Below are 24,102 nucleotides of genomic sequence, written 5' to 3'. Positions count from 1 at the left end.
CTCGCCGAGAGGCAAACGAAGAGAAATTCCCGTCGGACCGCCGCAAGGCTTGATCCCGGCGGTCAAGCGGACCAGTTGCTGTCAGATCGATCTCCCGAGACGCGAATCAGCGCCCGGGCAACGGCCGGAGTTGATGTCATGACCAATCCGCTTCTCATCTCGCCCGAAGCGCTTTCGGCGCTGCTCGGCCGTCCCGGCGTCTCGGTGGTCGACGCCTCCTGGTACCTGCCGGCGCAAGGGCGCGCGGCGCTGGCGGAATTCGAGACGGAACACGTTCCCGGCGCGGTCTTCTTCGACCAGGACGCCGTGGTCGATCCGGCCTCAAGCCTGCCGCACACGCTCCCCTCGGCGGAAATCTTCGCCCGCGCGGCCGGAGCGCTCGGCATAGCCGAGACCGACACCATCGTCGTCTACGACGGTCTCGGCCTGTTCTCAGCCCCACGGGTCTGGTGGATGCTGCGGACGTTCGGCGCCAAAGACGTTCGCTTGCTCGACGGCGGCCTGCCGGCCTGGAAGACCGCGGGACTGCCGACTGAGGCGGGCCCGGCACGGCCGGCGTCCAAGACCTTCAACGCAACCTTCGACGCCAATGCGGTCGCGACACTGTCCGACATGCGCGGCCATGTGGCGGCGGGCAACGCTGCCGTTCTCGACGCCCGTCCTGCCGAGCGGTTCGCCGGACTGGTGCCCGAGCCGCGCGCCGGCGTGCGCTCCGGTCACATTCCGGGGGCGACCTCCTTGCCTTTCGGACAGCTTGCCGAGAACGGTCGCCTGCGCTCCCCGGAGGAGTTGCGGCAGATCTTCGAGACGGCCGGCATCGACCTCGACGGGCCGATCGTCACCTCCTGCGGGTCGGGTGTCACCGCCGCGGCGATCAGCCTGGCCCTTGCCTCCGTCGGCAAGACCGACGCCAAGCTCTACGACGGGTCGTGGACGGAATGGGGCAGCCTTTCCGACACGCCGGTTGCCACATCGGGTGGAGCTGCATGAACTTGGTCCGCCTGCTGGAGACCCGGGTCACCCAGTTCGAATTGCGCTCGCAGCCTCGGCTCCGAATGGCAGCGCCCGACAGCGGCTTTTCGCTGGTGCTGGCCGAGGCAAAACAGATCCCACCTTCGTTCTACGCCTATCTCTACGACAGGGTCGGCCGCGACCATCACTGGACGTCGCGGCTTCTGCCGGAGAAACGGCTGGCGGCCGAGATCCACCGGGCCGGCATCGCCGTCCACGTGCTCTATGCCGACGGCGCCCCGGCCGGCTGGTTCGAGCTCGACTGGGCGCGCAAGCAAGGCGAGACGCGGCTGGTGCATTTCGGCATTCTGCCCGAGTTCCGAGGTCGCGGTCTCGCGCGCTATCTTCTGTCGGAAGCGCTGGCGGCCGGGTTCGCGATCGGCAACAAGGTGATGACGCTCGAGACCAACACGCTCGACCATCCAAGGGCGCTGCAGCTCTACGAAGAGGCCGGCTTCATTGCGGTGAGCATGCGCGTGGTGTCGACGCGCGCCATAGACGGCTGAGGCGTCGCGGCGGCCGCGCCGCGGCCGCAAACCGACCCTACAAAGCCTGGCCGAAAAGGCCTATGACAGCCCGTCTGCTTTCCGATCTGGACCGAACGTGATCCTTCGCCTCAGCCTTATCCTGATTTTCCTCATCGCCCTCACCGGTGCCGCCGCTTGGTTTCTCGGCCCGCGCGAGCCGGCGGACCTGTCGGTGACGTTCGACCCCGCCGTCATCGGGACCGATCCCGACGCCTACCTGGCGCGGACCGAGGCGGATGTGCCGAACCTCCGGCCGGCCGATGCCAAGGAAATCGTCTGGGCCTATCCCGCCTCGCGCGCCAAGACGCCGCTCGCCATCGTCTACATCCACGGCTTTTCCGCCGCCAAGGAAGAGGTGCGGCCACTGGCGGACGAGGTGGCGGGCAAGCTCGGGGCGAACCTCTTCTACACCCGCCTCTCCGGCCACGGCCGCGACGGCGTCGCGCTGGCCCGCACCAGCGTCAACGAGTGGATGAACGATCTCGCCGAAGCCGTCGCCATCGGCCGGACCATCGGCGAGCGGGTGGTCGTCGTCGCCAGTTCGACAGGCGGGACGCTCGCGACGTTCGGGGCGAGTCAGCCGGGGCTGATGGACGGGGTCTCCGGCCTCGTCATGCTATCGCCGAACTACGCCCTGCTCGACCGCTACGCGTTTCTGCTCGACTGGCCTTTCGCCCGCGACTTCGGGCCGTGGCTGATCGGCGAGGAACGCAGCTTCACGCCGCTGAATGAGGCGCAGGCCGCGCACTGGACAACCCGCTACCCATCGACCGCGCTCCTGCCGCTCGGCGCGCTGCTGCGCGCGACCCGCAGTGTCGATGTCAGCCAGCTGACGATACCGGCGTTCTTCCTCTATTCGCCGGCGGATCAGGTGGTCGATCCCATGGCGACCGAGAGCGTCGCGGCAAAATGGGGCGGGCCGCACCAGGTGCTGCAGGTGCCGGTGACCGGCGACCCCGCCAACCATGTACTGGCGGGGCGCATCATGTCTCCCGGCACGACCGATGAGTTGGCGGCGCGCATTGCCGACTGGATCGGCAAACTTCCGAAGTAAGAGAGGTGCAGTCCGCAACCTTGGACGGCTGCGGACACGCTCAGGCAGCCTTCCTCAGATCAGGAAGTCGGCGATCACCTGGTTGTCGGTGATGTCCTCGTAGCGGATGCCGTTCGCTTCGAACCGCTTGAAGATGTCCTCGAAATTGGCGGCGTTCTTGGTTTCGATGCCGAGGAGGATCGAGCCGAAATCGCGCGCCGACTTCTTGAGGTATTCGAAGCGGGCGATGTCGTCCTCGGGGCCGAGCAGAGCGAGAAAGTCGCGCAGCGCCCCGGGGCGCTGGGCGAGGCGCAGGATGAAGTACTTCTTCAGCCCCTCGAAGCGCAGCGCCCGCTCCTTCACGTCCGGCAGCCGCTCGAAGTCGAAGTTGGAGCCGGAGACGACAAGCACAACGGTCTTGCCGCGGACCTCCTCGCGCAGGACGTTCAGCGCGTCGATCGCCAGCGCGCCGGCGGGCTCCATGACGATGCCCTCGATGTTCAGCATTTCCAGCATGGTCTGGCAGAGCCGGCCCTCGGGTGACAGCACTACCTGGTCCGGACGTGCGTGGCGCAGCGTCTCGAAGGGGATGCGGCCGATCTCGGCCACCGCGGCACCGTCGACGAAGCCGTCGAGCTGCGGCAGCCGCACCAGTTCGCCGCGGGTGAGGCTGGTGTGAAGGCTCGGCGCCCCCTGCGGCTCGACATAGCGGATATCCGGCAGCGTGCCGGCGCCCTCCGAGAGGTAGCGGGTGACGCCCGAGGCAAGGCCACCGCCGCCGACGGGGAGGATCACCATGTCGGCCGCCTCGTCGCCGAGCTGGGCGACGAATTCACGCGCGACGCTCGCCTGCCCCTCGATGATGTCCTCATGGTCGAAGGGCGGCACGAGAGCGGCACCGGACGACGCCGAGTAGGCCTTGGCGGCGGCATAGCAATCGTCGAAATAATCGCCGATCAGCTCGATCTCGATGGCGTCGCCGCCGAAGATCTTGGTCTTCTGGATCTTCTGCTGCGGCGTCGTCACCGGCATGAAGATGCGGCCCTTGAGACCGAAGAACCGGCAGGCGAAGGCGAACCCCTGCGCGTGGTTGCCGGCGGAGGCGCAGCAGAAGGCCGTCGCGGTCGAGCCCGAGGCGATGTGCTTGCGCATGAAGTTGAAGGCGCCGCGGATCTTGTAAGAGCGCACGGGCGTCAGGTCCTCGCGCTTCAGGAAGATGCGCGCGCCATATTTCGCCGAGAGATGCTCGTTCAGCTGCAGCGGGGTCGCGGGGAACAACTGGCGGATTGCCTGCTCGGCCTCGGCGACGCGGGAGGGGAAATTAGTGTCGGACATAAGGATATCTTAATCTGGGGAGGCTCGCTCCCGGAAAAGGCCGCCGGGCGAAATGCCCGTCGCGCGGAAACGGCGGTCAGCGGACGTGACGCGCCGTGCACCGGTCGCACCGATGGGTCAGGACTGCCGCGGCAGTTTCACGTGCCGGGGCTGTCGGTCGCCTAACGTGCGCCGGCGCCGATAATCAGGGGCATGGCTCCGCAAATCGATGTCGTGAATGCCATCTATGCCCCTTTCCTCGCACGCGTTGCCGTTGCGGCTAGCCATCGGCCAAGTCGGCGGAATTGTAAAGGTGGCCGTCCGCGTCATTTGGCGGTCTAGTAGCGGACGAGTCCGGTCAACGAATTCGTCTGGAGAAGCCCATGATACCCGCTGTCACCCTTGCCGACCTGCCGCTGGAACACTGGACGCGCGGCGAACGCTACGAAGCGTCCAATCTGTCCTTTGGCGACCAGCTCGGCCTGACCCAGCTCGGCATCCGCATGAACGTCGTGCCGCCGGGCAAGAGCGGCTGTCCGTTCCACAACCACTTCTGCGAGGAAGAGCTCTTCATCATTCTCGAGGGCGAAGGCACGTATCGCTTCGGCGATGAAGAGCGGCCGATTCGGGCCGGCGACGTGCTCGGGGCGCCGGCCGGTGGGCAGGAAACAGCGCATCAGATCATCAATACCGGTACTCTCCCCCTGCGGTATATCGGGCTATCAAATCAAGCCGTTGCCGACGTCTGCGAATATCCCGATTCCGGAAAGTTCCAATCGACGGCGCGACTCGCAGACGGAAGTCGCTTCCGCCATCTCGGGCGCCCGGAGGGAGAGGTCGAGGACTACTGGGACGGGGAGCCCGGTGCCTGACGATCACACGAAGAGATCGACGATCTCGAACGTATCGACGTCGACGAGGCCCTTGTCGGAGATGCGAAGGCTCGGGATCACCACAAGCGCCAGCAGCGAGTGCTGCATGTAGGCGTTGTTGAGGGTGCAGCCGGCGTCGCGCATGGCCTGGAGGAGGCGGTCGGCCTTCTCGGCAACGATCTCGGCGCGTTCGTTCGACATCAGGCCGGCGATCGGCATCTCGACCATCGCCTTCTCCTCGCCATCCGCGAAGAAGGTCACGCCGCCGCCGACCGCGCCGAGGCGGTTGGCGGCGAGCGCCATCTGGGTGCGATCGGTGCCGACGACGATCATGTGGTGGCTGTCATGCGCCACCGTCGAGGCGAGCGCGCAGGCGCCGGTATAGCCGAAGCCGGAGACGAAGGCGTTGGTGACGTCGCCGCTCGCCCGGTGCCGCTCGACCAGCGCGATGTAGGCGACGCCCTGGCGCTCGTCGGCTTCGACGAGACCGTTGAGAATCGGCAGCGTCGCGGTGAGCGCCTTCGTCGGCGCCTGGTTCTCGACGACCCCGATGACGCGGACGGTCGCGGCATTCGCGCCCTCCGGCGCGGTCACGGCGAAGTCGGCGGCCTCGAGGCGCTTGCCGAGTTTTACCGTCGATTTGGCCGAGGCGGGATAGGGATAGGCCGGGAGGTCGATCAGCAGCTTGCCCGCCTCGGCGACGTGCTGGCCGCGCGCATACACCGCATCAATGGTGAGGGCGGCGAGATCGGAGACGAGGAGGAAGTCGGCACGGCGGCCGGGGGCGATGGAGCCGATCTCGCGGGCGAGGCCAAAATGCTCGGCGGTGTTCAGCGTCGCCATCTGGATCGCGGTGACCGGCTTCAGGCCCTGCTGGATGGCGTGGCGGACGACGCGGTCCATGTGGCCGTCATGGACAAGAGTGCCGGAATGGCAGTCGTCGGTGCAGAGGATGAAGTGGCGGGGGTCGAGGCCCATCTCGGTGACGGCGCGGACCTGCGTCGCGACATCGTACCAGGCCGAGCCGAGCCGCAGCATCGCCTTCATGCCCTGGCGCACGCGGGCCGCGGCATCCTCCATGCGGGTGCCCTCGTGGTCGTCCTCCGCCCCGCCGGCGACATAGCCGTGGAAGGCGCGACCGAGATCGGGCGAGGCGAAATGGCCGCCGACGGTCTTGCCGGCGCGCCGCGTCGCTTCGATTGCTCCGGTCATCACCGGGTCGTTGGCGGCGACGCCCGGAAAATTCATGACCTCGCCAAGGCCGATGATGCCCGGCCAGGCCATCGCCTCGGCGATCTCGGCAGCGCCAAGCTCCGCGCCGCCCTCCTCCAGCCCCGGCGCCGAGGGCACGCAGGACGGCATCTGGGTCCAGACGTTGACCGGCTGCACCAGCGCCTCGTCGTGCATCAGCTTGACGCCGGCAAGGCCGAGGACGTTGGCGATCTCGTGCGGGTCGATGAACATCGAGGTCGTGCCGTGCGGGATGACGGCCCGGCAGAACTCGGTGACGGTGATCATGCCGCTCTCGACATGCATGTGCGCGTCGCAGAGGCCCGGCACGAGATAGCGGCCGGCCGCATCAACCACCACCGTCTCGGGGCCGATGGCGTGGCTGGCGTCGGGCCCGCAATAGGCGAAGCGGCCGTCCTTCACCGCGATATCGGTGCCAGGCAGGCACTCGCCGGAGTGGACGTTCACCCAGATGCCGTTCCGCACCACCAGGTCGGCGAGGGCGCGGCCCATGGCGACGTCGACGAGAGCGGGTGCGGCAGTCTCGAACGGGCTGAGGGCAATCGGCATCAGAGGATTTCCGGAAGTTTCGAAGGAGGCGCCAATGTCGGCTTTCCCACTGCGGCGGGCAAGCCTGCCCCCCTCGAAGCCGGGCGTTGCCTGCAGCAGAAGGCGTGGCGCTCGTCGCCGCAACATTCAGTCTCAAGCACTTGTGACCGTTTCTGAACGCAGGATGAAGGGATCCTTCTGCTGCGGTTCACGGTTGGTCGGCTCTACTCGACTGTCGAAAAACATGACACTGGAAGGAAACGGACTATGAAAAAGATCATTCTCGCCACCGTCGCTCTGGTTCTGGCATCCGCCGTTCCGACGCTGGCCCAGAGCGCGCGCAGCGAGTACCGCGAGCACCGCCAGGAGCACAGGATCGGCCGGGCGATGGCGCGCGGTGATCTGACGCCTGCCGAGACCCGCAAGCTCGTCCGCCAGCAGCGCCGGATCGACCGCACCAAGGCCCGCGCCGCCCGCGACGGCTACGTCACCCCGCGTGAGCGCCGTCAGGTTGAGCGCATGCAGAACCGAGCCTCCCGCAACATCTACCGCAAGGCGAACAACTACCGCCGCTACTGAGCCGGCGACGGCAGCAGACACTTTGAACGCGAAGGGTCCGGGAAACCGGGCCCTTTTTCTTTATGGCCACAGCCCAGGCTAGAGCAGCGCACCCGGAGGGCGCAGGAAGGCGCCGCCTGGCTGTCGTAACGGGCGGTCTGAAGCCGCCCCCCCCGCGCTCGCCTCAGTAGCCGACGGTGAAGCGGCGGCGGCGGTGCTGCGGCGTCTCGATCTCGTCGACGAGGGCGATGGCATAGTCCTCGAAGGAGATGCTGCTGCCATCCGCGGTGGCGAGGAGCGTGTCCGTGCCGAGCCGGAAGGTGCCGGTCCGTTCGCCCGGCACGAACGCCGCCGCGGGCGACAGATAGGTCCAGTTTAGGTCTGGCTCGGCCTTCAGCGCGTCGAGGAAGGCCGCGCCCTTCGCCGCCTCGGCCTTGTAGGCATCCGGAAAGCCCGGCTGGACGATCAGCCGCTGGCCCGGCGCCACTTCGAGGCTGCCGGCGCCGCCGACGACGAGGTAGCGCGGCACGCCCGACTGCTTCACCGCCGAGATGAGAATGTCGGCAGCGGTGACGAGGAAGTGGACAGAACTCACCACGGCGTCGTGGCCTGCGATCAGCCGGGCGAGCCCGGGACCGTCATTGGCGTCGCCGGCGACGGCTGTCACGCCCGGCAGAGCGGCGATCTTCTCCGGGTTGCGGGCGATCGCGGTGACCGCGTGGCCGCGGTCGGAGAGTTCCTGCAGGATGCGCGCGCCGGCATTGCCGCTGGCGCCGATCAGGGCGATCTTCATGGGAGGCTCCTTCGTTGTTGGCCGGTCGACCCGGTTCAAAATTTCATCCAGGATGAATTTTTATACCCGGTTCGGTTCGTGGTATCTGACGCTCGCTGCGACCCGGCGCAAGAAGGCACAGCCATGGTGCTCGGTCATCACGGTGTGACCGCCCGGCCGCCGGGCCGGCAAGATGAGACCCGACCGGCGCGCGGCAAACGGGCCGCTGAGGAGACGACATGACCCCTGCCCCCGCACTGCCCGCCCTGGACGAGCCCTGCCCGATCCGCGGCGTGCTCGACCGGATCGGCGACCAGTGGAGCGTACTGGTGCTGCTGTCGCTCGCCGATGGAACGCAGCGCTTCAACGAGCTGAAGCGCGGGATCGGCGACGTCTCGCAGCACATGCTGACCCGCACGCTGAAGCGGCTCGAGCAGGACGGCCTGGTGACGCGGACGATGTTTCCGGTGATTCCGCCGCGGGTCGACTACGCACTGACGCCCCTCGGCCAGTCGCTGCTGGTGCCGCTGCGCGGCCTCGTCGCCTGGGCGGACGAGCATCACGACCTCATCCGCTCGGCCCGGCGGACACAGGAGAACCGCGCCGCCGGCTGATCTTTCGCGCTGGCGCTGCGGCTTTTGCGCCCGGGCGACTTTGCAATCCGTCGCGCCTCGCTTACGAGGGGAGCCGTGCGGACGTGGCGGAATTGGTATACGCAGCAGACTTAAAATCTGTCGCCTTCGGGATTACGGGTTCAAGTCCCGTCGTCCGCACCAGAGATCCGCGCCCAGCACCTTCTGGAAACGCGCGCTGGACGCTGCGAGAGCCTGCTCCGCTCCGCTTCCCGCTCATCGAACCACGTCCCTTGGCGCATCGTGCACCCGGCCATCGCCCTACACGCCCGTCATACGCCTGTCATCGGCGTGCCGCATGGAGCCCGGACCAACCGTCTGGGAACCTTGATGCGCCGCCGCTTCCTCCATCTCCTGCGCCAGCTCATGCCGCGCCGCCTCGTCCGGCGAGCGCCCGAAAGGCGGCTGTGCAGCTTCGAGCGGAGGCGGATCATCTCGATGATCGATGCCGGGGAATCCTACCGGACGATAATCCGTCAGCATGGCTTCACCCGAGCCGAGGTGGACCGCGCCCTGCTCGCGCAGACCGGCGGCCGTTCGGACAGCTGAAGGCCCGCGCTGCCAGGTGATCCACGATCAGCGATCGAGCGCCGCGCTTCATCGCCGCGGACACAAACCGGCCAACACAATAGCGCTGCCTCAATAGTTTCAACCGCAAGCAGCGACAAAGCATCGCAGCCGCTAATCCTTTACGCCATTACAGATTTGCTGGGCCTATACGGCCGATGCTGTCATCCAATGTTCATTGTACAGCGAACCCCGGCCACTTTAGTGGCACAGCGTCGGAGCCCGGAGGGGGTGCCGGACGCACAACCATTCAGGGGTTACCATGCTGAAGAAGATCATCGGCGCGCTGGCGCTTTCGGCGGTTATGACGGCATCCGCCCAGGCGGCGCCGGTGAAGATCGATTTCTGGTACGGCAATAGCGGCGACATTTCCAAGCGGGTGATGGAGCAGTGCGACCGGTTCAACAAGAGCCAGGCCGAGGCCGAGGTGGTCTGCACCAGCCAGGGCACCTACGACGCCTCGCTGCAGAACACCATCGCCGCCTTCCGCGCCGGCCAGCAGCCGACGATCGCGCAGGTCTCGGATGCCGGCACGCTCGACATCATGCTGTCGGGCGCCTTCTACCCCGCCGAGAAGCTGATGGCCGACAACGGCTACAAGATCGACTGGAAGGACTATTTCTCCGGCATTTCCAGCTACTTCGCGACGTCGAAGGGCGAGATGTACTCCTTCCCCTTCAACTCCTCGACCGCCCTCCTCTACTGGAACAAGGACGCCTACGCCAAGATTGGCAAGGACCATGGTCCCGCCACCTGGGAAGAGGCCGGCGCCGACTTCAAGGCGCTGAAGGATGCCGGCTACGCCTGCCCGCTCGGCTTCAACATCTCGCGCGACGAGGTCTGGCAGCTGGAGGAGCAGTTCCTGGCCGTGCACGGCGAGCCGAACGCCAGCAAGGGCAACGGCTATGAGGGCCTCGACGCCGAGATGGTGTTCAACAAGGGCAAGTGGGTTCAGTTCGTCCGCGACCTCAAGGGCTGGTACGATGCCGGCGAGGCCGTGCTGAAGTCCAAGGAAACCGGCCAGACCTTCGTCGACGCGTTTGCCGCCGGCGACTGCCAGACCATCCTGACCTCCGTCGGCGACCATGGCGGCATCGGCCGCAGCGCCAAGGAAGGCATGAACTGGGACGTCGCCATGCTCCCGGTCTACGAGGGCACCGAGCGCAAGAACTCGCTGGTCGGCGGCGCCTCGCTCTGGGTCATCGCCGGCAAGTCCGATGCCGAGTACAAGGCGGCCGCGGCCTTCCTCAACTTCATCGCCAAGCCTGAAGAGGCCCTCACCTGGTCGACCGTCACCGGCTACATCCCGGTGCGACAGTCCGGCTACGACTACCTCGTCAGCCAGAAGTTCTACGACAAGGCGCCCTACAAGGGCCGCGAGCTGGCGATCACGAGCCTGACCTTCACGCCGCCTACCGAGGTCACCCGCGGCCAGCGCCTCGGCGGCCTCCTGCAGATCCGGCAGGAGATCTCCAACGGCCTGCAGGCGATCTTCATCAAGAACGCCGACATCCAGACCTCGCTCGACGAGGCGAAGACGCGCAGCGACGCGATCCTGCGCCGCTTCAAGCAGACCTATGCCGGCAAGACCCTGCCGTAACGCGGCCATCTGACGACACGCCCCGAAGCTTACGGCTTCGGGGCGCCTTGCATGCAGCGGCGGGACCGACATGGAAAAACGCGTGACCTTTTCGGCAGGCGGCACCGGGCTGATGTTCGCCTTGCCGATGCTGCTTCTGATCTTTGTCTTCTTCTACTGGCCGACGGGACAGGCGCTGTTCTGGGCGTTCACGCTCGAACAACCCTGGGGCGGCGGCAATACCTTCGTCGGCTTCCAGAACTTCCGGCAGCTCCTGGGCGACAGCGTCTACTGGGGCTCGATCAGCCGCAGCATGGTGTTCAGCCTCGGTACGACCTCGCTGGCCATGGGCATCGCCCTCGTCCTGGCGCTGATCGCCGACCGCGAGCTCACCGGCCACCGCCTCTACAAGTCGGTGCTGATCTGGCCCTACGCGATCGCAGCGCCCGCCCTCGGCCTCGCCTTCAGCTTCATCCTCGCCCCGCAGGCCGGGCTGCTGTCGTCGATCAACAGCATCTGGCCGGGCCTCTGGAACCCGGCGCTGGACGGCAAGGACGCGATGATCGCCATCATCATCGCCTTCGCCTGGAAGTATGTCGGCTACAACTTCATCTTCTTCATGGCCGCGCTGCAGGGCATTCCGCGGACGCTGACCGAGGCCGCCGCGATGGACGGCGCGAGCCCGCTCCGCCGGATGCGCGACATCCAGCTGCCGCTGCTGACGCCGACGCTGTTCTTCCTGCTGGTGATCAACATCACCGAGAGCTTCCAAGACAGTTTCGGCATCGTCGACATCATGACCGGCGGCGGGCCGGCCCGTGCCACCGAGCTGATGGTCTACAAGATCTATTTCGACGGCTTCAAGGGCCTCGATTACTCCGGCGCCGCTGCCCAGAGCATCATCCTGATGATCCTCGTGATGGTCCTGACGGTCGTGCAGTTCCGCTTCATCGAGCGCCGCATCCACTACAAGTGAGACCGTCATGATCGAACGCTCCCCCGTCTTCGACGTCGTCTGCCAGGTGCTGCTGTTTCTCGGCCTGGTGATCGCGGTGACGCCCTTCGTCATAGTGCTGATCGCGGCGACGCACGACATTCGCGAGGTCAACCAGGTGCCGATGCCGCTCTGGCCGGGCACGCATTTCCTCGACAACGTCGCCGCCGCCTGGGTGCGGGCCGACCTCGGGCGCAAACTGTTCAACAGCTTCGTGTTCGCGTCGTCGGTCGCTTTCGGCAAGGTGGCACTGGCGTCGATGGCGGCCTTCGCCATCGTCTACTTCCGCTTTCCCGGGCGGATGCTGATCTTCTGGGCGATCTTCGTCACGCTGATGCTACCGCTCGAGGTGCGGATCGTGCCGACCTATGCGGTGGCCGCTAACGCCCTGCAGCCCTTCCAGGCGATCCTCGACGTCACCGGCCTCTCCTGGGTGATCGCGCAGCTGACCGGCGTGACCGTCAAGCTGCAATGGGGCCTGCTCAACTCCTATACCGGCCTCGCCCTGCCGCTCGTCGCCACCGCGACCGGCACCTTCCTCTACCGCCAGTTCTTCCTGACGCTGCCGGACGAGCTCGCGGAAGCTGCCAAGATGGATGGCGCCGGGCCCGTGCGATTCTTCTTCCAGATCCTCCTGCCGCTGTCGAAAGCCAACATGGCGGCGCTGGCGACGATCATGTTCGTCTGGGCCTGGAACCAGTATCTCTGGCCGCTGCTCGTCACCACCGACCCGAGCTTCGGCACCGCCGTCACCCAGTTGAAAGAGCTGATCCCCGCCAAGGAGGGCGTGCCGGAATGGCACATCGCCATGGCCGGCACGCTCTTGGTCATGTTGCCGCCGCTCGTGGTGATGATCGCGATGCAGCGCTTCTTCGTCCGTGGCCTCGTGGCGACCGACAAATAGCAGCGGGACCGACCGACCTTCGACCCAGACAGGAGGCCCCATGGCCGACATCGCCATCCGCAACGTCAAGAAGGACTACGGCAAGACCGCTGTCGTCCACGGCGTCGACCTCGACATCAGAAGCGGCGAGTTCATCGTCATCCTCGGCCCGTCCGGTTGCGGCAAGTCCACGCTGCTGCGCATGGTGGCGGGGCTCGAGGCGATCACCTCCGGCGAGATCGCCATGGATGGAAAGGTGGTCAACGACCTCGAGCCGCGCGAGCGCGGCTGCGCGATGGTGTTCCAGAATTATGCGCTCTACCCGCACATGACGGTGGCCGAGAACATCGGCTACGCGCTGAAGGTATCCGGCGTCGGCAAAGCCGAGCGCCAGGCGCGAATCCTGGCAGTGGCCAAGACAGTCGGCCTCGACGCCTATCTCGACCGCAAGCCGATGCAGCTCTCCGGTGGCCAGCGCCAGCGGGTGGCGATGGGCCGGGCGATGATCCGCGAGCCGAAGGTGTTCCTGTTCGACGAGCCGTTGTCGAACCTCGACGCCAAGCTGCGGGTTTCGATGCGCGCCGAGATCCGCCGCCTGCACCGCCGGCTCGGCGCGACGTCAATCTTCGTCACCCACGACCAGGTCGAGGCGATGACGCTCGCCGACCGCCTGGTGGTGATGAACGGCGGCAAGATCGAGCAGGTCGGCACGCCCTCAGAGATCTACAATGCGCCCGCCAGCCGCTTCGTGGCGAGCTTCGTCGGCGCCCCGCCGATGAACATCCTCGACGGGACAATGGGACCTGCCCAGCGGCTGGTGATTGATGACCGAAGGGCTTTGGTCCTCGACGCCGGCCCCAGCCTTCCCCCCGTCGGACAGAAGCTCGCCGTCGGCATCCGGCCGGAGCATGCACGCCTCGTCCGCGCCGGAGCGCATGGCAGCCTGCCGGCAACGGTCGACTTCATCGAGGAGCTCGGCGCCTCGCGCGTCGTGCACACCGACCTGGACGGCACCGGCTTTGCCGTTTCCTTCTCGGAAGGCACCGTCCTGCAGCCGGGCGATGCCGTCGGCCTCGAGCTGCCAGCGGACCACCTCCATCTCTTCTCGACCGAGACCGGACGGCGCATCGACCGCCCCGCGCTCGCCGTTTCCACCCCCCAGCTGCAGGAGGCCTGATATGGCCGCGATCACCCATGTCGGATTCAGCGTCACCGCTGGCGACGGCGACCTGTCGCGTCTTCGACACTCGCTGGCGGGAATCGCCGATCTCGGCGCCGATGTCGCCGAGCTCTCGCTGTTTGGGCACGACCTCATCGCCGGCGGGCGGGTGATCGAGGGCCGCGCCAAGGCGCTGGCCGAGATCTGCGCAGAGTTTCCGTTGCGCTACACCGCGCACGGGCAGATCGTCTCCAACTTCATGGACGGGGCGAACCTCGCGCGGCAGAAGAAGGTGGTTTCGGCCATGCTGGAACTCTGCGAGCGGGTCGGCGCCGACGTCCTCGTGCACCATTGCGGCAAGGCCAAGCTCGGCGGTCGTCCGGAGCGCGAGGCGCTCGACCGGATGGAGCGCGAGGCGCTCGCTGAAATGGCCGAGGTTGCCCAGCGACGCGGCGTGCGCATCGCCTTCGAGAACATTTTCGCCGTCGATCCCGGCGAGTACCGCCAGACGCCCGCCGAGATCGCCGAGACGGTGCGCGCTGTCGGGCACCCGAACGTTGTCGGCCTCATCGACTTCGGCCACGCCTATATCGAGGGCAACCGGCTCGGCCTCGACTGGCGCGGCGAAGTCCGGGAGATGGCCGCTGTCACCGGACACCTCCACGTGCACGACAATTTCGGCACGCCCTACATCATGTCGGAATTCTTCCACCGCAGCGAGGCGGTGGCACTCGGCATCGGCGACCTGCATCTGCCGCTCGGCTGGGGCGACCTGCCCTTCGCCGAGATCTTCGACGAGATCACCGTGCTGCCGGGGACGGCGCTGATCATGGAAATCGACGAGCGCTTCGCCACCGAGCGCGCCGAGAGCCTGGCGATCGCCCGCCAGCTTGCCGCCGCGGTGAACGCGCGGGCAGCGGCACCGTCCGCGGGGGCGTAAGGGCATGACCATGAGCCAGGACCAATTGATTCGCACCATCCTCGCCGAGCTGCCCGCGCCCTCGAAGGAGATCACATCGGAAGCGCTCGGCGCCGAACTGACGCTCGACGAGCATCACCGGCTGGCCGCTGCGGTTCCGGCCTTCACCGCGATCGAGCAGACACCGGCGGCCGCCATGCCGCCTTTGCCGACGCTGCACATCGCGGCCTGGAATGCCGAAAGGCTGAAGTTTGCCGAGCCCTCGGTGCGGCTGGTTGAGCAGGCGGATGCCGACGTGCTCTTCCTCACCGAGGCAGATCTTGGCATGGCGCGCTCGGGCAACCGGCACACTGCGGCCGATCTCGCCGAAGCTCTCGGCATGGGGTTTGCCTATGGCGTCGAGTTCCTCGAACTCGGGCTTGGCGACGACCGCGAACGGGCGGCGCATGCCGACGACGAGAACCGTGTCGGCTTCCATGGCAATGCCATCCTCACCCGCATGCCGCTGGAAGACGCGTTCCAGATCCGCCTCGACGACGGCGCGGTCTGGTGGCTGCAGGCGGAAAAGGGCCAGCAGCGGCTGGGCTGGCGCATGGCGATCGGCGGCCGGGTGGAGATGGAAGGCGGCCCGGTCTGGCTGGTCTCCGTGCATCTCGAGAGCAAGACGACCCCGGCCGATCGGGCCTTGCAGGTTCGGCGCCTGCTCGACCACGTCGACGCGCTCTCGGCGGGCGGTGCCGTGGTGATCGGCGGCGACATCAACACCAAGCTGATGATCGGCGATGATGTCGACGCCTGGTGGGCCGCTCCTGCCGGCCGCGAGCCGTTGTTCGCCCACTTTGCCGACGCCGGCTATCGCTGGGCGGGGGCGAACACGCGCGAGAACACCACGCGAACCCGTCCGGACGGTGCCCCGACGCCGCCGCACAAGCGACTGGACTGGCTGTTCACCCGCGGATTGTCCGCCCGGCACCCGGTGACCCATCCGGCGATCGACGACCGCGGCAATGCGATCTCCGACCATGATCTGGTCGTCGCGGAGTTCTTCCGCGAGGCTTGAGCCAGCGTCAGTCTGATCGACCTGTCGGACTTTCCGGCGGCAAACGACAAAGGCCAGGAGAGTGATCTCCCGGCCTTTTCACGAACCGACTTCGAAGGATCCGTCGCCAGACAGCGTGGATCAGTTGAGGCCGACGCCGCCGCCGAACTCGTAGCGCAGGCCGGCGCGGATGGTGTGGATGTCGAAGCCGTCGTCGCGGGCCTGGACGCCCTTGGCACCAAAGGAACGATCGGCCGCGTCGTAGCCAAAATAGTCGCCGTCGGCGATGCGGGTGTAGCGATAGCCGGCATCGAGCTTCAAGCGAGAGGTCAGGTCGATGGTCGCGCCGGCCATCAAAGCGGCGGCAAAGCGCCAGCTGCTCTCGCCGGGATGGTCGAAGGTCGGATCGATACCGGTGCAGGCCGGATCGGAGCCGCAGACCTCGGTGCTCTTCACCTCGTCGTACTTGACCCGCGCAGCGCCGAGACCGGCACCGATATAGGGGGTCACGATGCCGAAATGGCCGATGTCGACATAGGCATTGGCCATCGCCGTCCAGACGCTGACCTCAGAACGGTCGTCGAAGCCACAATCGTTGTAGAAGCCAAGGCCCTTGCTGGCGGTGACGTAGGAAATGCAGCTGGTCGAGCCCCGGACGTCGGCCTTGAAGTGGTCGAGCGTCACGTCGGCACGGAACATGTCGGTGAAGCGATAGCCGACGCCAGCACCGAAGCTCGCGGCGGTCTTGGTCTCCAGACGATCGTACTCGAAGATGTCATCGACGCCTTCGACGCCTTCGAACTGGTTGTAGAAGCTGTAATCGCCGGTCGTCTTGTTCTTCAGGACGACGCCGACATCGCCACGGAGATACCAGCCCGCCGTCGACGGCGCTGCCTGCGGAACTTCTTCATAGGCCGGTTCGATCAGATCGGCGGCAGCCGCATAGCCGGCGGTATTGAGAAGGGCGATGACGGCAAGCGCCGGCAAAACTCGGTTTGACACAGAAGATCTCCAAGACTGAGCAGCTCCAGGTCTGTTCCTGCTCCTCCGGAAGAATTACCGCGGCATGATTAATGGCCGGTTAAGCCGTGCCATCGCGAACGCGCTCCGCGGCGTGTCTCCGGGCGTTCGCGACCGTCCTCTCTGTCCCCGCAAAAGGCCGCAGCGGCGGGGTTTCTGCGCCCAAACTAAGGCAATGCAGGGTTGAAAGCTGTCCAGGCGCTGGGCCTGATCAGGTTACGGCAAGCAGGCCGGCCTTCGGACTTCTTTTACGTGTAGGTGTCTACATGACCGGGCAAGGAGACGATCTTTTGCCAAAGGCTGCATTGACGACCGAAGAGACAAAACATTCGCACAAGACCGCCGGCCTGTGCCGCCGGCTGCTTGCCGATATCAGGGGCGTGGCGGCGATCGAGCTGGCCCTGGTAGGGCTGCCCTTCCTCTTCGTGATCTTCGCGTTCATCGAGACGGCGGTGGTCACCGGTGCCGGTGTCGTGCTCGACAATGCGGTCAACAGCGTCGCAAGGCAGGTCCTGACCGGCGAGGTCCAGGCGGCCGATCTCGACCAGACCGCATTTCGCAAGATGATCTGCACCGAGGTGTCGATGCTGCTCGATTGCAGCAAGGTGAAGATCGACCTCCGCACCTTCGCCACCGCCGACAGCATCCCCACCTCGGCGACGCTGAAGCTCGGCTCGGTCGACGACAGCCAGTTCTGCTACGACCCGGGGGCCCAGGATACCATCACCGTCCTGCGGGCCTTCTACGAATGGCCCTATGTCGCCGGGATGCTGAGCAATCTGACGAAGGACACGAACGGAAATGCCGTCCTGATGTCGATGGCCGCGTTCATGAACGAGCCTTTCGGCGTTCGCGCCACCACGCATTCGACCTGCACCTAGATGCGACGCCATTTCCTCCACCTCCTCTCCCGCCTGAGGCACTTCAGCCGCCAGAGGAAAGGCGTCGTCGCGGTCGAGTTCGCGATGATCCTGCCGCTGCTCCTGATCTTCTACCTCGGCGCCTTCGAGGGATCGCAGGCTTTGTCGGCCAACCGCAAGGTCGAGGCGGTCGCCGATACCGTCGGCAACCTCGTCTCCCGGTCGACCGCCATGGACACGACCCGGCTGAACAACATCATGGCGATCTCCAAGGCGATCCTGGCGCCCTTCGCTACGAGCGGGCTGGTGATGACGGTCACCACCGTACGGGTCGACCTCAACGGCAAGGCGACCGTCGACTGGTCGAAGGCCAGTTCCGGCAACGGACTTGCGGCAGGCTCCACCTACACGCTGCCGGCGGACCTGCGCGGTTTCACCGATACCTACTTCGTCTTCTCGACGGCCGCCTATCCCTACAAGGCGCTGCTCGGCTACGGCGGCATGATCCCCAGCATGACGATGGCCGAGACGACCAGTTTCCGACCCCGCAAGAGTTCCGAAATCCCCTTCAGCTGACGCGTCGCGTGCCTTCGCGACCGGGCGGCTGAACACTGATGGACTGCCCGATGCAGAAACATAGCCAACTCGCTAAATTTGGGCAGCACCGTGGGGGCGCGGTGGCGATGGTCACGGCGTTCCTGCTGCCGGTGTTCATCTTTAGCGCGGCTGTCGCCGTCGACACGACACGGATCTTCTCCTCCCAACGCCAGCTCCAGCGGTCGCTCGATGCCGCAGCGCTTGCCGCCGGCAAGCAGTACGGCAAGACCCAGGACACCGCCGAACTGACCCGGTGGGCGAACGGCTTCTTCCTCGCCAATGCAAACAATCAGGCCGACCAGAACACCAAGTTCAGCTATGACGGGGTGAAGGCTGCCAACGGCAATACCGTCCTGACCGTCTCGGCGACGCGGGACGAGCCGACCTTCTTCGGAAATGCGGTGTATGTCCTGTCCGGCGGAAAGGTGCCGAAAACCTGGCGGCTCGCCGTGTCCAGCCAGATCGTCATCGAGAACCGCTCGGTCGAGATGGCGCTCGTGCTCGACAATTCAGGCTCGATGAAGAACTCGCCCGCGAGCGGCGGCACCGCGAAGATCACCACGCTGAAACAGGCCGCGACCCAACTGGTCACGCAGGTCCTGACGCCGACCAGCAATGCGAACGTGCCGAACCCGGTGAAGCTCGGGATCGTGCCGTTTTCCGGCGCGGTGAATGTCGGCAACAAGTACGCCGACGCCAAGTGGATGGACACACAAGGCCTCTCCAGCTCGCACAACGACAATATCAACTGGCAAACCTACACAAAAACCACCTTAGGCGTCACGACTCAACAGTCGTTCAAAGTGCCGGGCAGCGCGACTGCGTACAAAGAGTTAGTCACACTTACCCCGCTGACACGATTTTATCTTTATAATAAAATGTCGTTAACTTGGGAGGGCTGCGTAGACTCTCGGCCCAACGGCCTCGCGATTACCGATACGGAGCCGTCGCTGTCAAACCCAGACTCGCTCTTTGTTCCCATGTTCGCCCCGTCCGAGTACTATTGGACGAAAGGCGACGGCGTCAGTTTGGTTCGAAACAACTATATCAACGACTCGTCGGATAAGAAAAACAACGACAACAATACCGCGCTCGTCAATCTGAAGCTGCAAAACAACGTCATGAAGTACTTCAATGATCCCTACACTGCGAACCCCACCGATACGCAGAAGCAGCGGGCCAATTTCGTCTGCGATACGACAGCGATCACGCCGCTGAACATCAACATGGCGACATCGAAAGCCGCCATCGCCGCCATGCAACCAGTCGGCGCCACCAATATTCCCGAGGGCCTCGCCTGGGGTTGGCGGGTCCTCTCCTCGCGCGAGCCGTTCACCGAGGGCGTGCCGTCGACGACCCCGGACAACCTCAAGGTCCTCGTGCTGATGACAGACGGCGAGAACACCTACAACCCGACCTACTCGACCGGTCAGGCGCTCGACGTGCAGAACGCCAACGTCTCGATGTACGGCACCTACGGTTTTGGACAGATCCTCAGCACCGACAAGACTAGGGTTGTCCCGGGCCGCATCTTCGATGCGACGAAGACGACTCCGAAGGTAGCGGACGCCGACAACTACGTCGCCGCGCTGAACGAGATGACCACCAGCGTCTGCGAGAACATCAAGGCCGACGGCAGGACGGCCGGTAGCGGGGACGGGATCGTCATCTTCGCCATCGCCTTCGACTTGGCCGACAGCAGCCCGATCAAGCAAAGGCTGAAGGCCTGCGCGTCCAACGGCGTCGATGGCAAGAGCGCCAAGCTCTACTACGACGCCAAGAACTCGGCGGATCTCCTGGCCGCTTTCTCTTCCATCACCGAGGAGATCTCGAGCTTGCGCGTCTCGCATTGACGCGGTTTCCGGCCGAAGACCGAAAGCTCGCCATCTAACGAAAACCTTGCTTCGAAACGGGCAGCCACCGTCGCGCGGCTGCTTCTTCAGGCTTACCGTATTAGATCAACGAACCTGACGTATCAGCGCCGGAAACCGTTTGGAATCAACGGGTCCGCCGCAGCCCTGAATACAATGCCGATTGATTTGCGCCAGAGTTTCCGCTATTAATAGCTTGGTAAGCTTTGGAACATCGAGCGGAAGGAGATGGGTGGATGCAACGTCGTCGACAGACCGCCGTGCAGTATTGTCTCAGCCTAGAGGCGCCTGGCGTCGATGCCCTCAGCGGCGACTTCCCGTCCTTTCTCCTAGCCCGCCTTCGCCTTGAAAACTCAGCTCTTGAGAGCCTTCGTCTGGCGCTCGTGGGCAATGAGGAACGGCTGCTCAGCGTTTCAGCTTAACGGCGAAAGCTCCGGCGGCTGATAGCCGTTAGACGCGAAAAGCCCCGCCGAGAAGGCGGGCCTTTTGCGTTGAAGTGAGAGCCGGCGGGGCTGTGGCCGCCCGGCAGTGCTCAGCCGAAGAGCTTGGTCGCCACTTCCGCCGTGTGCTTGCCCTGGAAGCGGGCGCCGTCCAGTTCGGTGCTGCTTGGCATGCGGGAGCCGTCACCATTGGCGATTGTCGTCGCGCCGTAAGGCGAGCCGCCGGTGATCTCGGCATTGCTCATCTGGCCCTGGAACGAATAGGGCAAGCCAACGATGACGAGGCCATGGTGCAGCAGCGTCTTGTGCACCGAGAACAGCGTCGCCTCGTTGCCGCCGTGCTGGGTGGCGCTAGACGAGAACGCCCCGCCGACCTTGCCGATCAGCTTGCCGCCGAACCAGAGACCGCCGGTGCGATCCCAGAAGCTCGCCATCTGCGAGGCCATGTTGCCGTAGCGGGTCGGCGTGCCCACGATGATGGCGTCGTAGTTCTCGAGTTCCTCCGGCTGGACTTCCGGATAGTCGTGATCGGTCTTGAAGTGCGCGGCCGCGACGACCTCGGCCGGTGCGGTCTCCGGCACCCGCCGGATGTGGACGGTGGCGCCGGCGCTTTCCGCGCCCTCGGCGACGGCCTTCGCCATGGCCTCGATGTGACCGTAGCTGGAATAATAGAGCACCAGAACTTTTGCCATCGGATCAGTTTCCCTGCGTTGAGCCCCCGTGGAGCCGTTGCGGCATTAGATAGGCGGAGCATCGCGATGGAAAGGCGGAGGCCGGCAACGGACCGTCCACCTCGAAGCAAGGGCCGCCTTGCGTAGCCGGCCACATCAAACTTCTGAGCACCGAGGGAAAGCCTGCGCCAAGTCCGGCGTGACCCGCCTGCATCGCCGCGTCCGCCTTCGCATTCCCGCGCTTGCTTTTTCGTCTGCCGCCTCGCTCTACTCCCGACAAAATAGAGACCACGGGCGAATCGGCGGACCCACCGCCGGACCCGATCGCCCGACGTTTGGAACGAGACCATGACGCAGCCCCTGCCCCCTACGACGGCCGCCATGCTCGCGATCGGCGATGAGATTCTCTCCGGCCGGACCAAGGACAAGAACATCGCGCATCTCGCCGATGTCATGACCATGGCCGGCATCGACCTCAAGGAAGTGCGGATCGTCGGCGACGAGCCGGCCTTCATCGCCGACACGCTGAACACGCTGCGCCGGCAGTACGACTTCGTCTTCACCTCCGGCGGCATCGGTCCGACGCATGACGACGTGACCGCCGAAGCGGTGGCGGCCGCCTTCTCGCTGCCGCTGATCGAACACCCCGAGGCCGTCGAGCGGTTGGCCGCGATGTACCAGCGGCGCGAACTGCCGTTCACCGAGGCGCGCCGGCGCATGACGCGGACGCCGGACGGCGCGACGCTCATCGACAACCCGGTCTCGACGGCCCCGGGCTTTCGCATCGACAACGTCTTCGTCTTCGCGGGCGTGCCCTCGGTCTTCCAGGCGATGCTGGCCAATGCGCTGAAGGAACTGCCGGCGGGCCAGCAGATCGCCAGCGAGGCGATCGAGTGTCCGTATGGCGAGGGCGACATCGGCGATCCGCTGGCCGCCGTGCAGAAAGCGCATCCCGGCGTCTCGATCGGCTCCTATCCGCGGCTGGAGGGCGAGCGGTTCACCACGCAGCTGGTGCTGCGCTCGCGTGACATGGAGAAGCTTGCCGCCGCCCGGCAGGCCGTCGAGGCGATGCTGGCTGAGATCGCCGCCGCCTGACGACCACGCCCGCCATGTGACTTGCCCGAAACCCTTCTGCGGTCTATCGGAGCGCGACATGCCCTCCCCGCCTGGAGACCCCGATGCCGAACCCTGAAAAATCCTTCCCGGTTTCCTGGGACCAGTTCCACCGCGATGCGCGGGCACTCGCCTGGCGCCTCGCCGGGATCCGGCCGGAGTGGAAGGCGATCGTCTGCATCACCCGCGGCGGCCTCGTGCCGGCAGCGATCATCGCCCGCGAACTCGGCACGCGGATGATCGAGACAGTCTGCATCGCGTCCTATCACGAGTATTCCGAGCAAGGTGAGCTGAAGGTGCTGAAGGAGATCAGCCCGGTGCTGCTCGAGGACGAGGGCGAAGGCATCCTCATCGTCGACGACCTCACCGATACCGGCCGCACCGCGGCGCTGGTGCGCGCCATGCTGCCCAAGGCGCACTTCGCCACCGTCTACGCCAAGCCGAAGGGGCGTCCACTGGTCGACACGTTCATCACCGAAGTGTCGCAGGACACCTGGATCTTCTTCCCTTGGGATCTCGGCCTAACGTTCCAGGCACCGATCGCGAAGGGCACCGCCGGCTGAAACGCGCTTGAGCGGCACTCTCCGCTTTCTGCTTCAGGGGCCTTCGGGAGCCGGGCTCAGCTCAAATCCGCCACGAGATGCAGCCCGGTCGGGAGCCACTCCCGCTCGATCCGGCCCTTGTGCTGTCGCACGATCAGCGCGTCGAGCAGCGTCGCGCCGAAACCGTCCGCGGCGGGCTCGTCATCGATCCCGGCGCCAGTCTCGGTCCATTCCAGCCGCAGCCGTCTTTCCCCGTCCTCCAGCCGTTCGGCCCAGTGGATGGCGATCCGGCCGCCTTTGGCGATCGCCCCGTATTTGGCAGCATTGGTGCTGAGCTCGTGCACCACCATGGCGATGATGATCGCCTGATCCTCCACCAGTTCCACGGGCTCGCCCAGCAATTTCAGCCTGCCGGCCTCCTCGTAGGGCTTCATCTCGTTGCGCAGCACGGCGGCAAGCGACGTGGTGCGGCCGGTGGCCTCTACGAACAGCGACTGCGTCTTCGCGAGCGACGCAATCCGCTGCGTCACGGCATGGCGCACCGCCTTCAGGTCGCGGCCATGCCGCATGGACAGGCTGACGATCGCCTGCACCTTGGCAAAACTGTTCTTCACCCGGTGCTCCATCTCCCGCATCAGCAGGAGCTTGGCCGCTTCGGCGACCTGGCGACGCCGGATCTCCGCGCGCAGCGCCAGTTCGGTCTCCAGGATGTCGACGAGATCGGTCATCGTCGCCGTTTCCTCGGCCGTCCAGCCGCGCGGATGGCGATCGATGGCGCAGAGCGAGCCGATCACCGAGCCGTCCGGCGCATGGATCGGCACGCCGAGATAGGCCTCCACCCCGAGGTCGGGGATCGCCAGGTTGTTGCGCACCAGCGGATGATCTCGCGCCGCATCGACGACGAGCGGCGCATTGGTGGCCACGACGTGCTGGCAGAAAGAATGCGTCAGCGGCGTCTCCCGCTTTTCCCGCCAAGGATCGGGGAGCCCGACCGCACTCTTGAAGAACTGACGGTCGGCATCGAGGATGCTGACAAGCGCCACCGGGACGCCAAGAAGCTTACCGATCAGCCGGGTGATTCGATCGAAGGCAACTTCGGGCGGTGTGTCGAGAAGGTCGACGGCACCGTAAGGGGCGTCGGCAGTATCGGTCATGAGCGTTTCCTCGGGTCGGCGCACCGCATCAACAACAGGTTTGGCCATCGCTTCCCGGGGAAAGACGGTCTGTCTGCGCGGCAAAGGCGCGAATTCCAGAGGCCGGTCAACCGGCAATCTCGGCGAAGGTCTTGCCATTTCAAGGGCCGAGGCCGGCCCAGCCGGAGAAAGCATTGGCGAGTCGCGATTCGGGTTC

24 protein-coding genes and 1 tRNA gene are annotated in these 24,102 nt (G+C 65.7%); 19 read left to right on the top strand and 6 right to left on the bottom strand.

Annotated elements, in window-relative coordinates; genetic code table 11:
• Positions 1-138: 138 nt before the first annotated feature.
• The 3 genes from sseA (at position 139) to ACZLZY_RS02300 (ending at position 2,592) form a co-directional block, all read left to right on the top strand.
• Positions 139-990 carry a 3-mercaptopyruvate sulfurtransferase gene (gene sseA / locus ACZLZY_RS02310; RefSeq protein WP_472931809.1) on the top strand — a complete coding sequence of 284 codons (852 nt, stop codon included), beginning with the start codon at positions 139-141 and terminating at the stop codon, positions 988-990.
• Positions 987-1,517 (top strand): GNAT family N-acetyltransferase, encoded by a 531-nt coding sequence (locus ACZLZY_RS02305; protein WP_472931808.1) that lies wholly within the window; start codon positions 987-989, stop codon positions 1,515-1,517. Before sseA ends, ACZLZY_RS02305 begins: the two co-directional genes overlap by 4 nt.
• Positions 1,518-1,614: 97 nt before the next feature.
• Positions 1,615-2,592, top strand: a complete 978-nt coding sequence (locus ACZLZY_RS02300; RefSeq protein WP_472931807.1) for an alpha/beta hydrolase — start codon at positions 1,615-1,617, stop codon at positions 2,590-2,592.
• A 54-nt stretch (positions 2,593-2,646) separates the two neighbouring features.
• Here the strand turns inward: ACZLZY_RS02300 and ilvA are convergent, their stop codons facing one another.
• Positions 2,647-3,906, bottom strand: coding sequence for a threonine ammonia-lyase IlvA (gene ilvA, locus ACZLZY_RS02295; RefSeq protein WP_472931806.1), 1,260 nt, complete (start codon positions 3,904-3,906; stop codon positions 2,647-2,649).
• Between the two features lie 362 nt (positions 3,907-4,268).
• Between ilvA and ACZLZY_RS02290 the strand changes: the two genes are divergently transcribed.
• Positions 4,269-4,757: a cupin domain-containing protein gene (locus tag ACZLZY_RS02290; RefSeq protein ID WP_472931805.1), complete on the top strand. Its 489-nt coding sequence runs from the start codon at positions 4,269-4,271 to the stop codon at positions 4,755-4,757.
• A 3-nt stretch (positions 4,758-4,760) separates the two neighbouring features.
• On the opposite strand, the gene ade is transcribed toward ACZLZY_RS02290, so the two are convergent.
• Complete coding sequence (ade, locus tag ACZLZY_RS02285) at positions 4,761-6,557, bottom strand: adenine deaminase (protein ID WP_472931804.1); 1,797 nt, start codon at positions 6,555-6,557, stop codon at positions 4,761-4,763.
• 246 nt (positions 6,558-6,803) lie between these two features.
• Here ade and ACZLZY_RS02280 point away from each other — a divergent pair, with 246 nt between their 5' ends.
• A complete protein-coding gene (locus ACZLZY_RS02280; protein WP_472931803.1) occupies positions 6,804-7,115 on the top strand; it encodes a hypothetical protein in 312 nt (103 codons plus the stop codon).
• Between the two features lie 163 nt (positions 7,116-7,278).
• Here ACZLZY_RS02280 and ACZLZY_RS02275 read toward each other — a convergent pair whose 3' ends face one another.
• Positions 7,279-7,887: an NAD(P)-dependent oxidoreductase gene (locus ACZLZY_RS02275; protein ID WP_472931802.1), complete on the bottom strand. Its 609-nt coding sequence runs from the start codon at positions 7,885-7,887 to the stop codon at positions 7,279-7,281.
• Positions 7,888-8,105: 218 nt separating this feature from the next.
• Between ACZLZY_RS02275 and ACZLZY_RS02270 the strand changes: the two genes are divergently transcribed.
• The 9 genes from ACZLZY_RS02270 to ACZLZY_RS02230 all read left to right on the top strand — a co-directional run bounded on the left by ACZLZY_RS02270 (position 8,106) and on the right by ACZLZY_RS02230 (position 15,659).
• Positions 8,106-8,480 (top strand): winged helix-turn-helix transcriptional regulator, encoded by a 375-nt coding sequence (locus ACZLZY_RS02270; RefSeq protein ID WP_472931800.1) that lies wholly within the window; start codon positions 8,106-8,108, stop codon positions 8,478-8,480.
• A 77-nt stretch (positions 8,481-8,557) separates the two neighbouring features.
• Positions 8,558-8,642: transfer RNA gene (locus ACZLZY_RS02265), tRNA-Leu, on the top strand.
• Between the two features lie 186 nt (positions 8,643-8,828).
• Positions 8,829-9,047 carry a hypothetical protein gene (locus ACZLZY_RS02260; protein ID WP_472931799.1) on the top strand — a complete coding sequence of 73 codons (219 nt, stop codon included), beginning with the start codon at positions 8,829-8,831 and terminating at the stop codon, positions 9,045-9,047.
• Positions 9,048-9,327: 280 nt separating this feature from the next.
• Positions 9,328-10,665 (top strand): extracellular solute-binding protein, encoded by a 1,338-nt coding sequence (locus ACZLZY_RS02255; protein ID WP_472931798.1) that lies wholly within the window; start codon positions 9,328-9,330, stop codon positions 10,663-10,665.
• A 70-nt stretch (positions 10,666-10,735) separates the two neighbouring features.
• Positions 10,736-11,620 carry an ABC transporter permease subunit gene (locus ACZLZY_RS02250; RefSeq protein WP_472931797.1) on the top strand — a complete coding sequence of 295 codons (885 nt, stop codon included), beginning with the start codon at positions 10,736-10,738 and terminating at the stop codon, positions 11,618-11,620.
• Between the two features lie 7 nt (positions 11,621-11,627).
• Entirely contained in the window at positions 11,628-12,542 is a 915-nt protein-coding gene (locus ACZLZY_RS02245; RefSeq protein ID WP_472931796.1) for an ABC transporter permease subunit, read from the top strand.
• A gap of 40 nt (positions 12,543-12,582) precedes the next feature.
• Positions 12,583-13,698, top strand: a complete 1,116-nt coding sequence (locus tag ACZLZY_RS02240; RefSeq protein ID WP_472931795.1) for a sn-glycerol-3-phosphate import ATP-binding protein UgpC — start codon at positions 12,583-12,585, stop codon at positions 13,696-13,698.
• A 1-nt stretch (position 13,699) separates the two neighbouring features.
• Complete coding sequence (locus tag ACZLZY_RS02235; protein WP_472931794.1) at positions 13,700-14,620, top strand: sugar phosphate isomerase/epimerase family protein; 921 nt, start codon at positions 13,700-13,702, stop codon at positions 14,618-14,620.
• A gap of 10 nt (positions 14,621-14,630) precedes the next feature.
• Positions 14,631-15,659 (top strand): endonuclease/exonuclease/phosphatase family protein, encoded by a 1,029-nt coding sequence (locus tag ACZLZY_RS02230; protein ID WP_472931792.1) that lies wholly within the window; start codon positions 14,631-14,633, stop codon positions 15,657-15,659.
• A gap of 120 nt (positions 15,660-15,779) precedes the next feature.
• Here the strand turns inward: ACZLZY_RS02230 and ACZLZY_RS02225 are convergent, their stop codons facing one another.
• Positions 15,780-16,640: an outer membrane protein gene (locus ACZLZY_RS02225; protein WP_472931791.1), complete on the bottom strand. Its 861-nt coding sequence runs from the start codon at positions 16,638-16,640 to the stop codon at positions 15,780-15,782.
• Between the two features lie 308 nt (positions 16,641-16,948).
• Between ACZLZY_RS02225 and ACZLZY_RS02220 the strand changes: the two genes are divergently transcribed.
• From ACZLZY_RS02220 to ACZLZY_RS02210, 3 genes are read left to right on the top strand one after another with little or no spacing between them, the layout of a single operon-like run.
• The gene (locus ACZLZY_RS02220; protein ID WP_472931790.1) at positions 16,949-17,539 is read left to right on the top strand and encodes a TadE/TadG family type IV pilus assembly protein; all 591 of its coding nucleotides are present in this window, start codon (positions 16,949-16,951) and stop codon (positions 17,537-17,539) included.
• Positions 17,540-18,094, top strand: coding sequence for a TadE/TadG family type IV pilus assembly protein (locus ACZLZY_RS02215; protein ID WP_472931789.1), 555 nt, complete (start codon positions 17,540-17,542; stop codon positions 18,092-18,094).
• A 50-nt stretch (positions 18,095-18,144) separates the two neighbouring features.
• Positions 18,145-19,968, top strand: coding sequence for a TadE/TadG family type IV pilus assembly protein (locus ACZLZY_RS02210; RefSeq protein ID WP_472931787.1), 1,824 nt, complete (start codon positions 18,145-18,147; stop codon positions 19,966-19,968).
• A gap of 550 nt (positions 19,969-20,518) precedes the next feature.
• Here the strand turns inward: ACZLZY_RS02210 and wrbA are convergent.
• Positions 20,519-21,118 (bottom strand): NAD(P)H:quinone oxidoreductase, encoded by a 600-nt coding sequence (gene wrbA / locus ACZLZY_RS02205; protein ID WP_472931786.1) that lies wholly within the window; start codon positions 21,116-21,118, stop codon positions 20,519-20,521.
• Positions 21,119-21,445: 327 nt separating this feature from the next.
• Here wrbA and ACZLZY_RS02200 point away from each other — a divergent pair, with 327 nt between their 5' ends.
• Both ACZLZY_RS02200 and gpt read left to right on the top strand, forming a co-directional pair.
• Complete coding sequence (locus ACZLZY_RS02200; protein ID WP_472931785.1) at positions 21,446-22,192, top strand: competence/damage-inducible protein A; 747 nt, start codon at positions 21,446-21,448, stop codon at positions 22,190-22,192.
• An 83-nt stretch (positions 22,193-22,275) separates the two neighbouring features.
• Entirely contained in the window at positions 22,276-22,773 is a 498-nt protein-coding gene (gpt, locus tag ACZLZY_RS02195; protein ID WP_472931784.1) for a xanthine phosphoribosyltransferase, read from the top strand.
• A gap of 56 nt (positions 22,774-22,829) precedes the next feature.
• Here the strand turns inward: gpt and ACZLZY_RS02190 are convergent, their stop codons facing one another.
• On the bottom strand, positions 22,830-23,906 hold the full coding sequence (locus tag ACZLZY_RS02190) for an HWE histidine kinase domain-containing protein (RefSeq protein ID WP_472931783.1): 1,077 nt from the start codon (positions 23,904-23,906) through the stop codon (positions 22,830-22,832).
• Positions 23,907-24,102: the final 196 nt, after the last annotated feature.

The sequence above is a fragment of the Mesocryomonas lacus genome, from assembly GCF_055730135.2.
This window is presented reverse-complemented; position numbering and strand designations above follow the sequence as displayed.

What these genes read in the sequence shown, in the direction of transcription:
- ACZLZY_RS02280 (WP_472931803.1), top strand. Translation starts at nt 6,804, where the DNA reads ATGAAAAAGATCATTCTCGCCACCGTCGCTCTGGTTCTGGCATCCGCC.
- wrbA (WP_472931786.1), bottom strand. Translation starts at nt 21,118, where the DNA reads ATGGCAAAAGTTCTGGTGCTCTATTATTCCAGCTACGGTCACATCGAG.
- ACZLZY_RS02260 (WP_472931799.1), top strand. Translation starts at nt 8,829, where the DNA reads ATGCGCCGCCGCTTCCTCCATCTCCTGCGCCAGCTCATGCCGCGCCGC.
- ACZLZY_RS02240 (WP_472931795.1), top strand. Translation starts at nt 12,583, where the DNA reads ATGGCCGACATCGCCATCCGCAACGTCAAGAAGGACTACGGCAAGACC.
- ACZLZY_RS02270 (WP_472931800.1), top strand. Translation starts at nt 8,106, where the DNA reads ATGACCCCTGCCCCCGCACTGCCCGCCCTGGACGAGCCCTGCCCGATC.
- sseA (WP_472931809.1), top strand. Translation starts at nt 139, where the DNA reads ATGACCAATCCGCTTCTCATCTCGCCCGAAGCGCTTTCGGCGCTGCTC.
- ACZLZY_RS02245 (WP_472931796.1), top strand. Translation starts at nt 11,628, where the DNA reads ATGATCGAACGCTCCCCCGTCTTCGACGTCGTCTGCCAGGTGCTGCTG.
- ACZLZY_RS02200 (WP_472931785.1), top strand. Translation starts at nt 21,446, where the DNA reads ATGACGCAGCCCCTGCCCCCTACGACGGCCGCCATGCTCGCGATCGGC.
- ACZLZY_RS02250 (WP_472931797.1), top strand. Translation starts at nt 10,736, where the DNA reads ATGGAAAAACGCGTGACCTTTTCGGCAGGCGGCACCGGGCTGATGTTC.
- ACZLZY_RS02255 (WP_472931798.1), top strand. Translation starts at nt 9,328, where the DNA reads ATGCTGAAGAAGATCATCGGCGCGCTGGCGCTTTCGGCGGTTATGACG.
- ACZLZY_RS02235 (WP_472931794.1), top strand. Translation starts at nt 13,700, where the DNA reads ATGGCCGCGATCACCCATGTCGGATTCAGCGTCACCGCTGGCGACGGC.
- ACZLZY_RS02215 (WP_472931789.1), top strand. Translation starts at nt 17,540, where the DNA reads ATGCGACGCCATTTCCTCCACCTCCTCTCCCGCCTGAGGCACTTCAGC.
- ilvA (WP_472931806.1), bottom strand. Translation starts at nt 3,906, where the DNA reads ATGTCCGACACTAATTTCCCCTCCCGCGTCGCCGAGGCCGAGCAGGCA.
- ACZLZY_RS02275 (WP_472931802.1), bottom strand. Translation starts at nt 7,887, where the DNA reads ATGAAGATCGCCCTGATCGGCGCCAGCGGCAATGCCGGCGCGCGCATC.
- ACZLZY_RS02305 (WP_472931808.1), top strand. Translation starts at nt 987, where the DNA reads ATGAACTTGGTCCGCCTGCTGGAGACCCGGGTCACCCAGTTCGAATTG.
- ACZLZY_RS02210 (WP_472931787.1), top strand. Translation starts at nt 18,145, where the DNA reads ATGCAGAAACATAGCCAACTCGCTAAATTTGGGCAGCACCGTGGGGGC.
- ade (WP_472931804.1), bottom strand. Translation starts at nt 6,557, where the DNA reads ATGCCGATTGCCCTCAGCCCGTTCGAGACTGCCGCACCCGCTCTCGTC.
- ACZLZY_RS02230 (WP_472931792.1), top strand. Translation starts at nt 14,631, where the DNA reads ATGAGCCAGGACCAATTGATTCGCACCATCCTCGCCGAGCTGCCCGCG.
- gpt (WP_472931784.1), top strand. Translation starts at nt 22,276, where the DNA reads ATGCCGAACCCTGAAAAATCCTTCCCGGTTTCCTGGGACCAGTTCCAC.
- ACZLZY_RS02290 (WP_472931805.1), top strand. Translation starts at nt 4,269, where the DNA reads ATGATACCCGCTGTCACCCTTGCCGACCTGCCGCTGGAACACTGGACG.
- ACZLZY_RS02190 (WP_472931783.1), bottom strand. Translation starts at nt 23,906, where the DNA reads ATGACCGATACTGCCGACGCCCCTTACGGTGCCGTCGACCTTCTCGAC.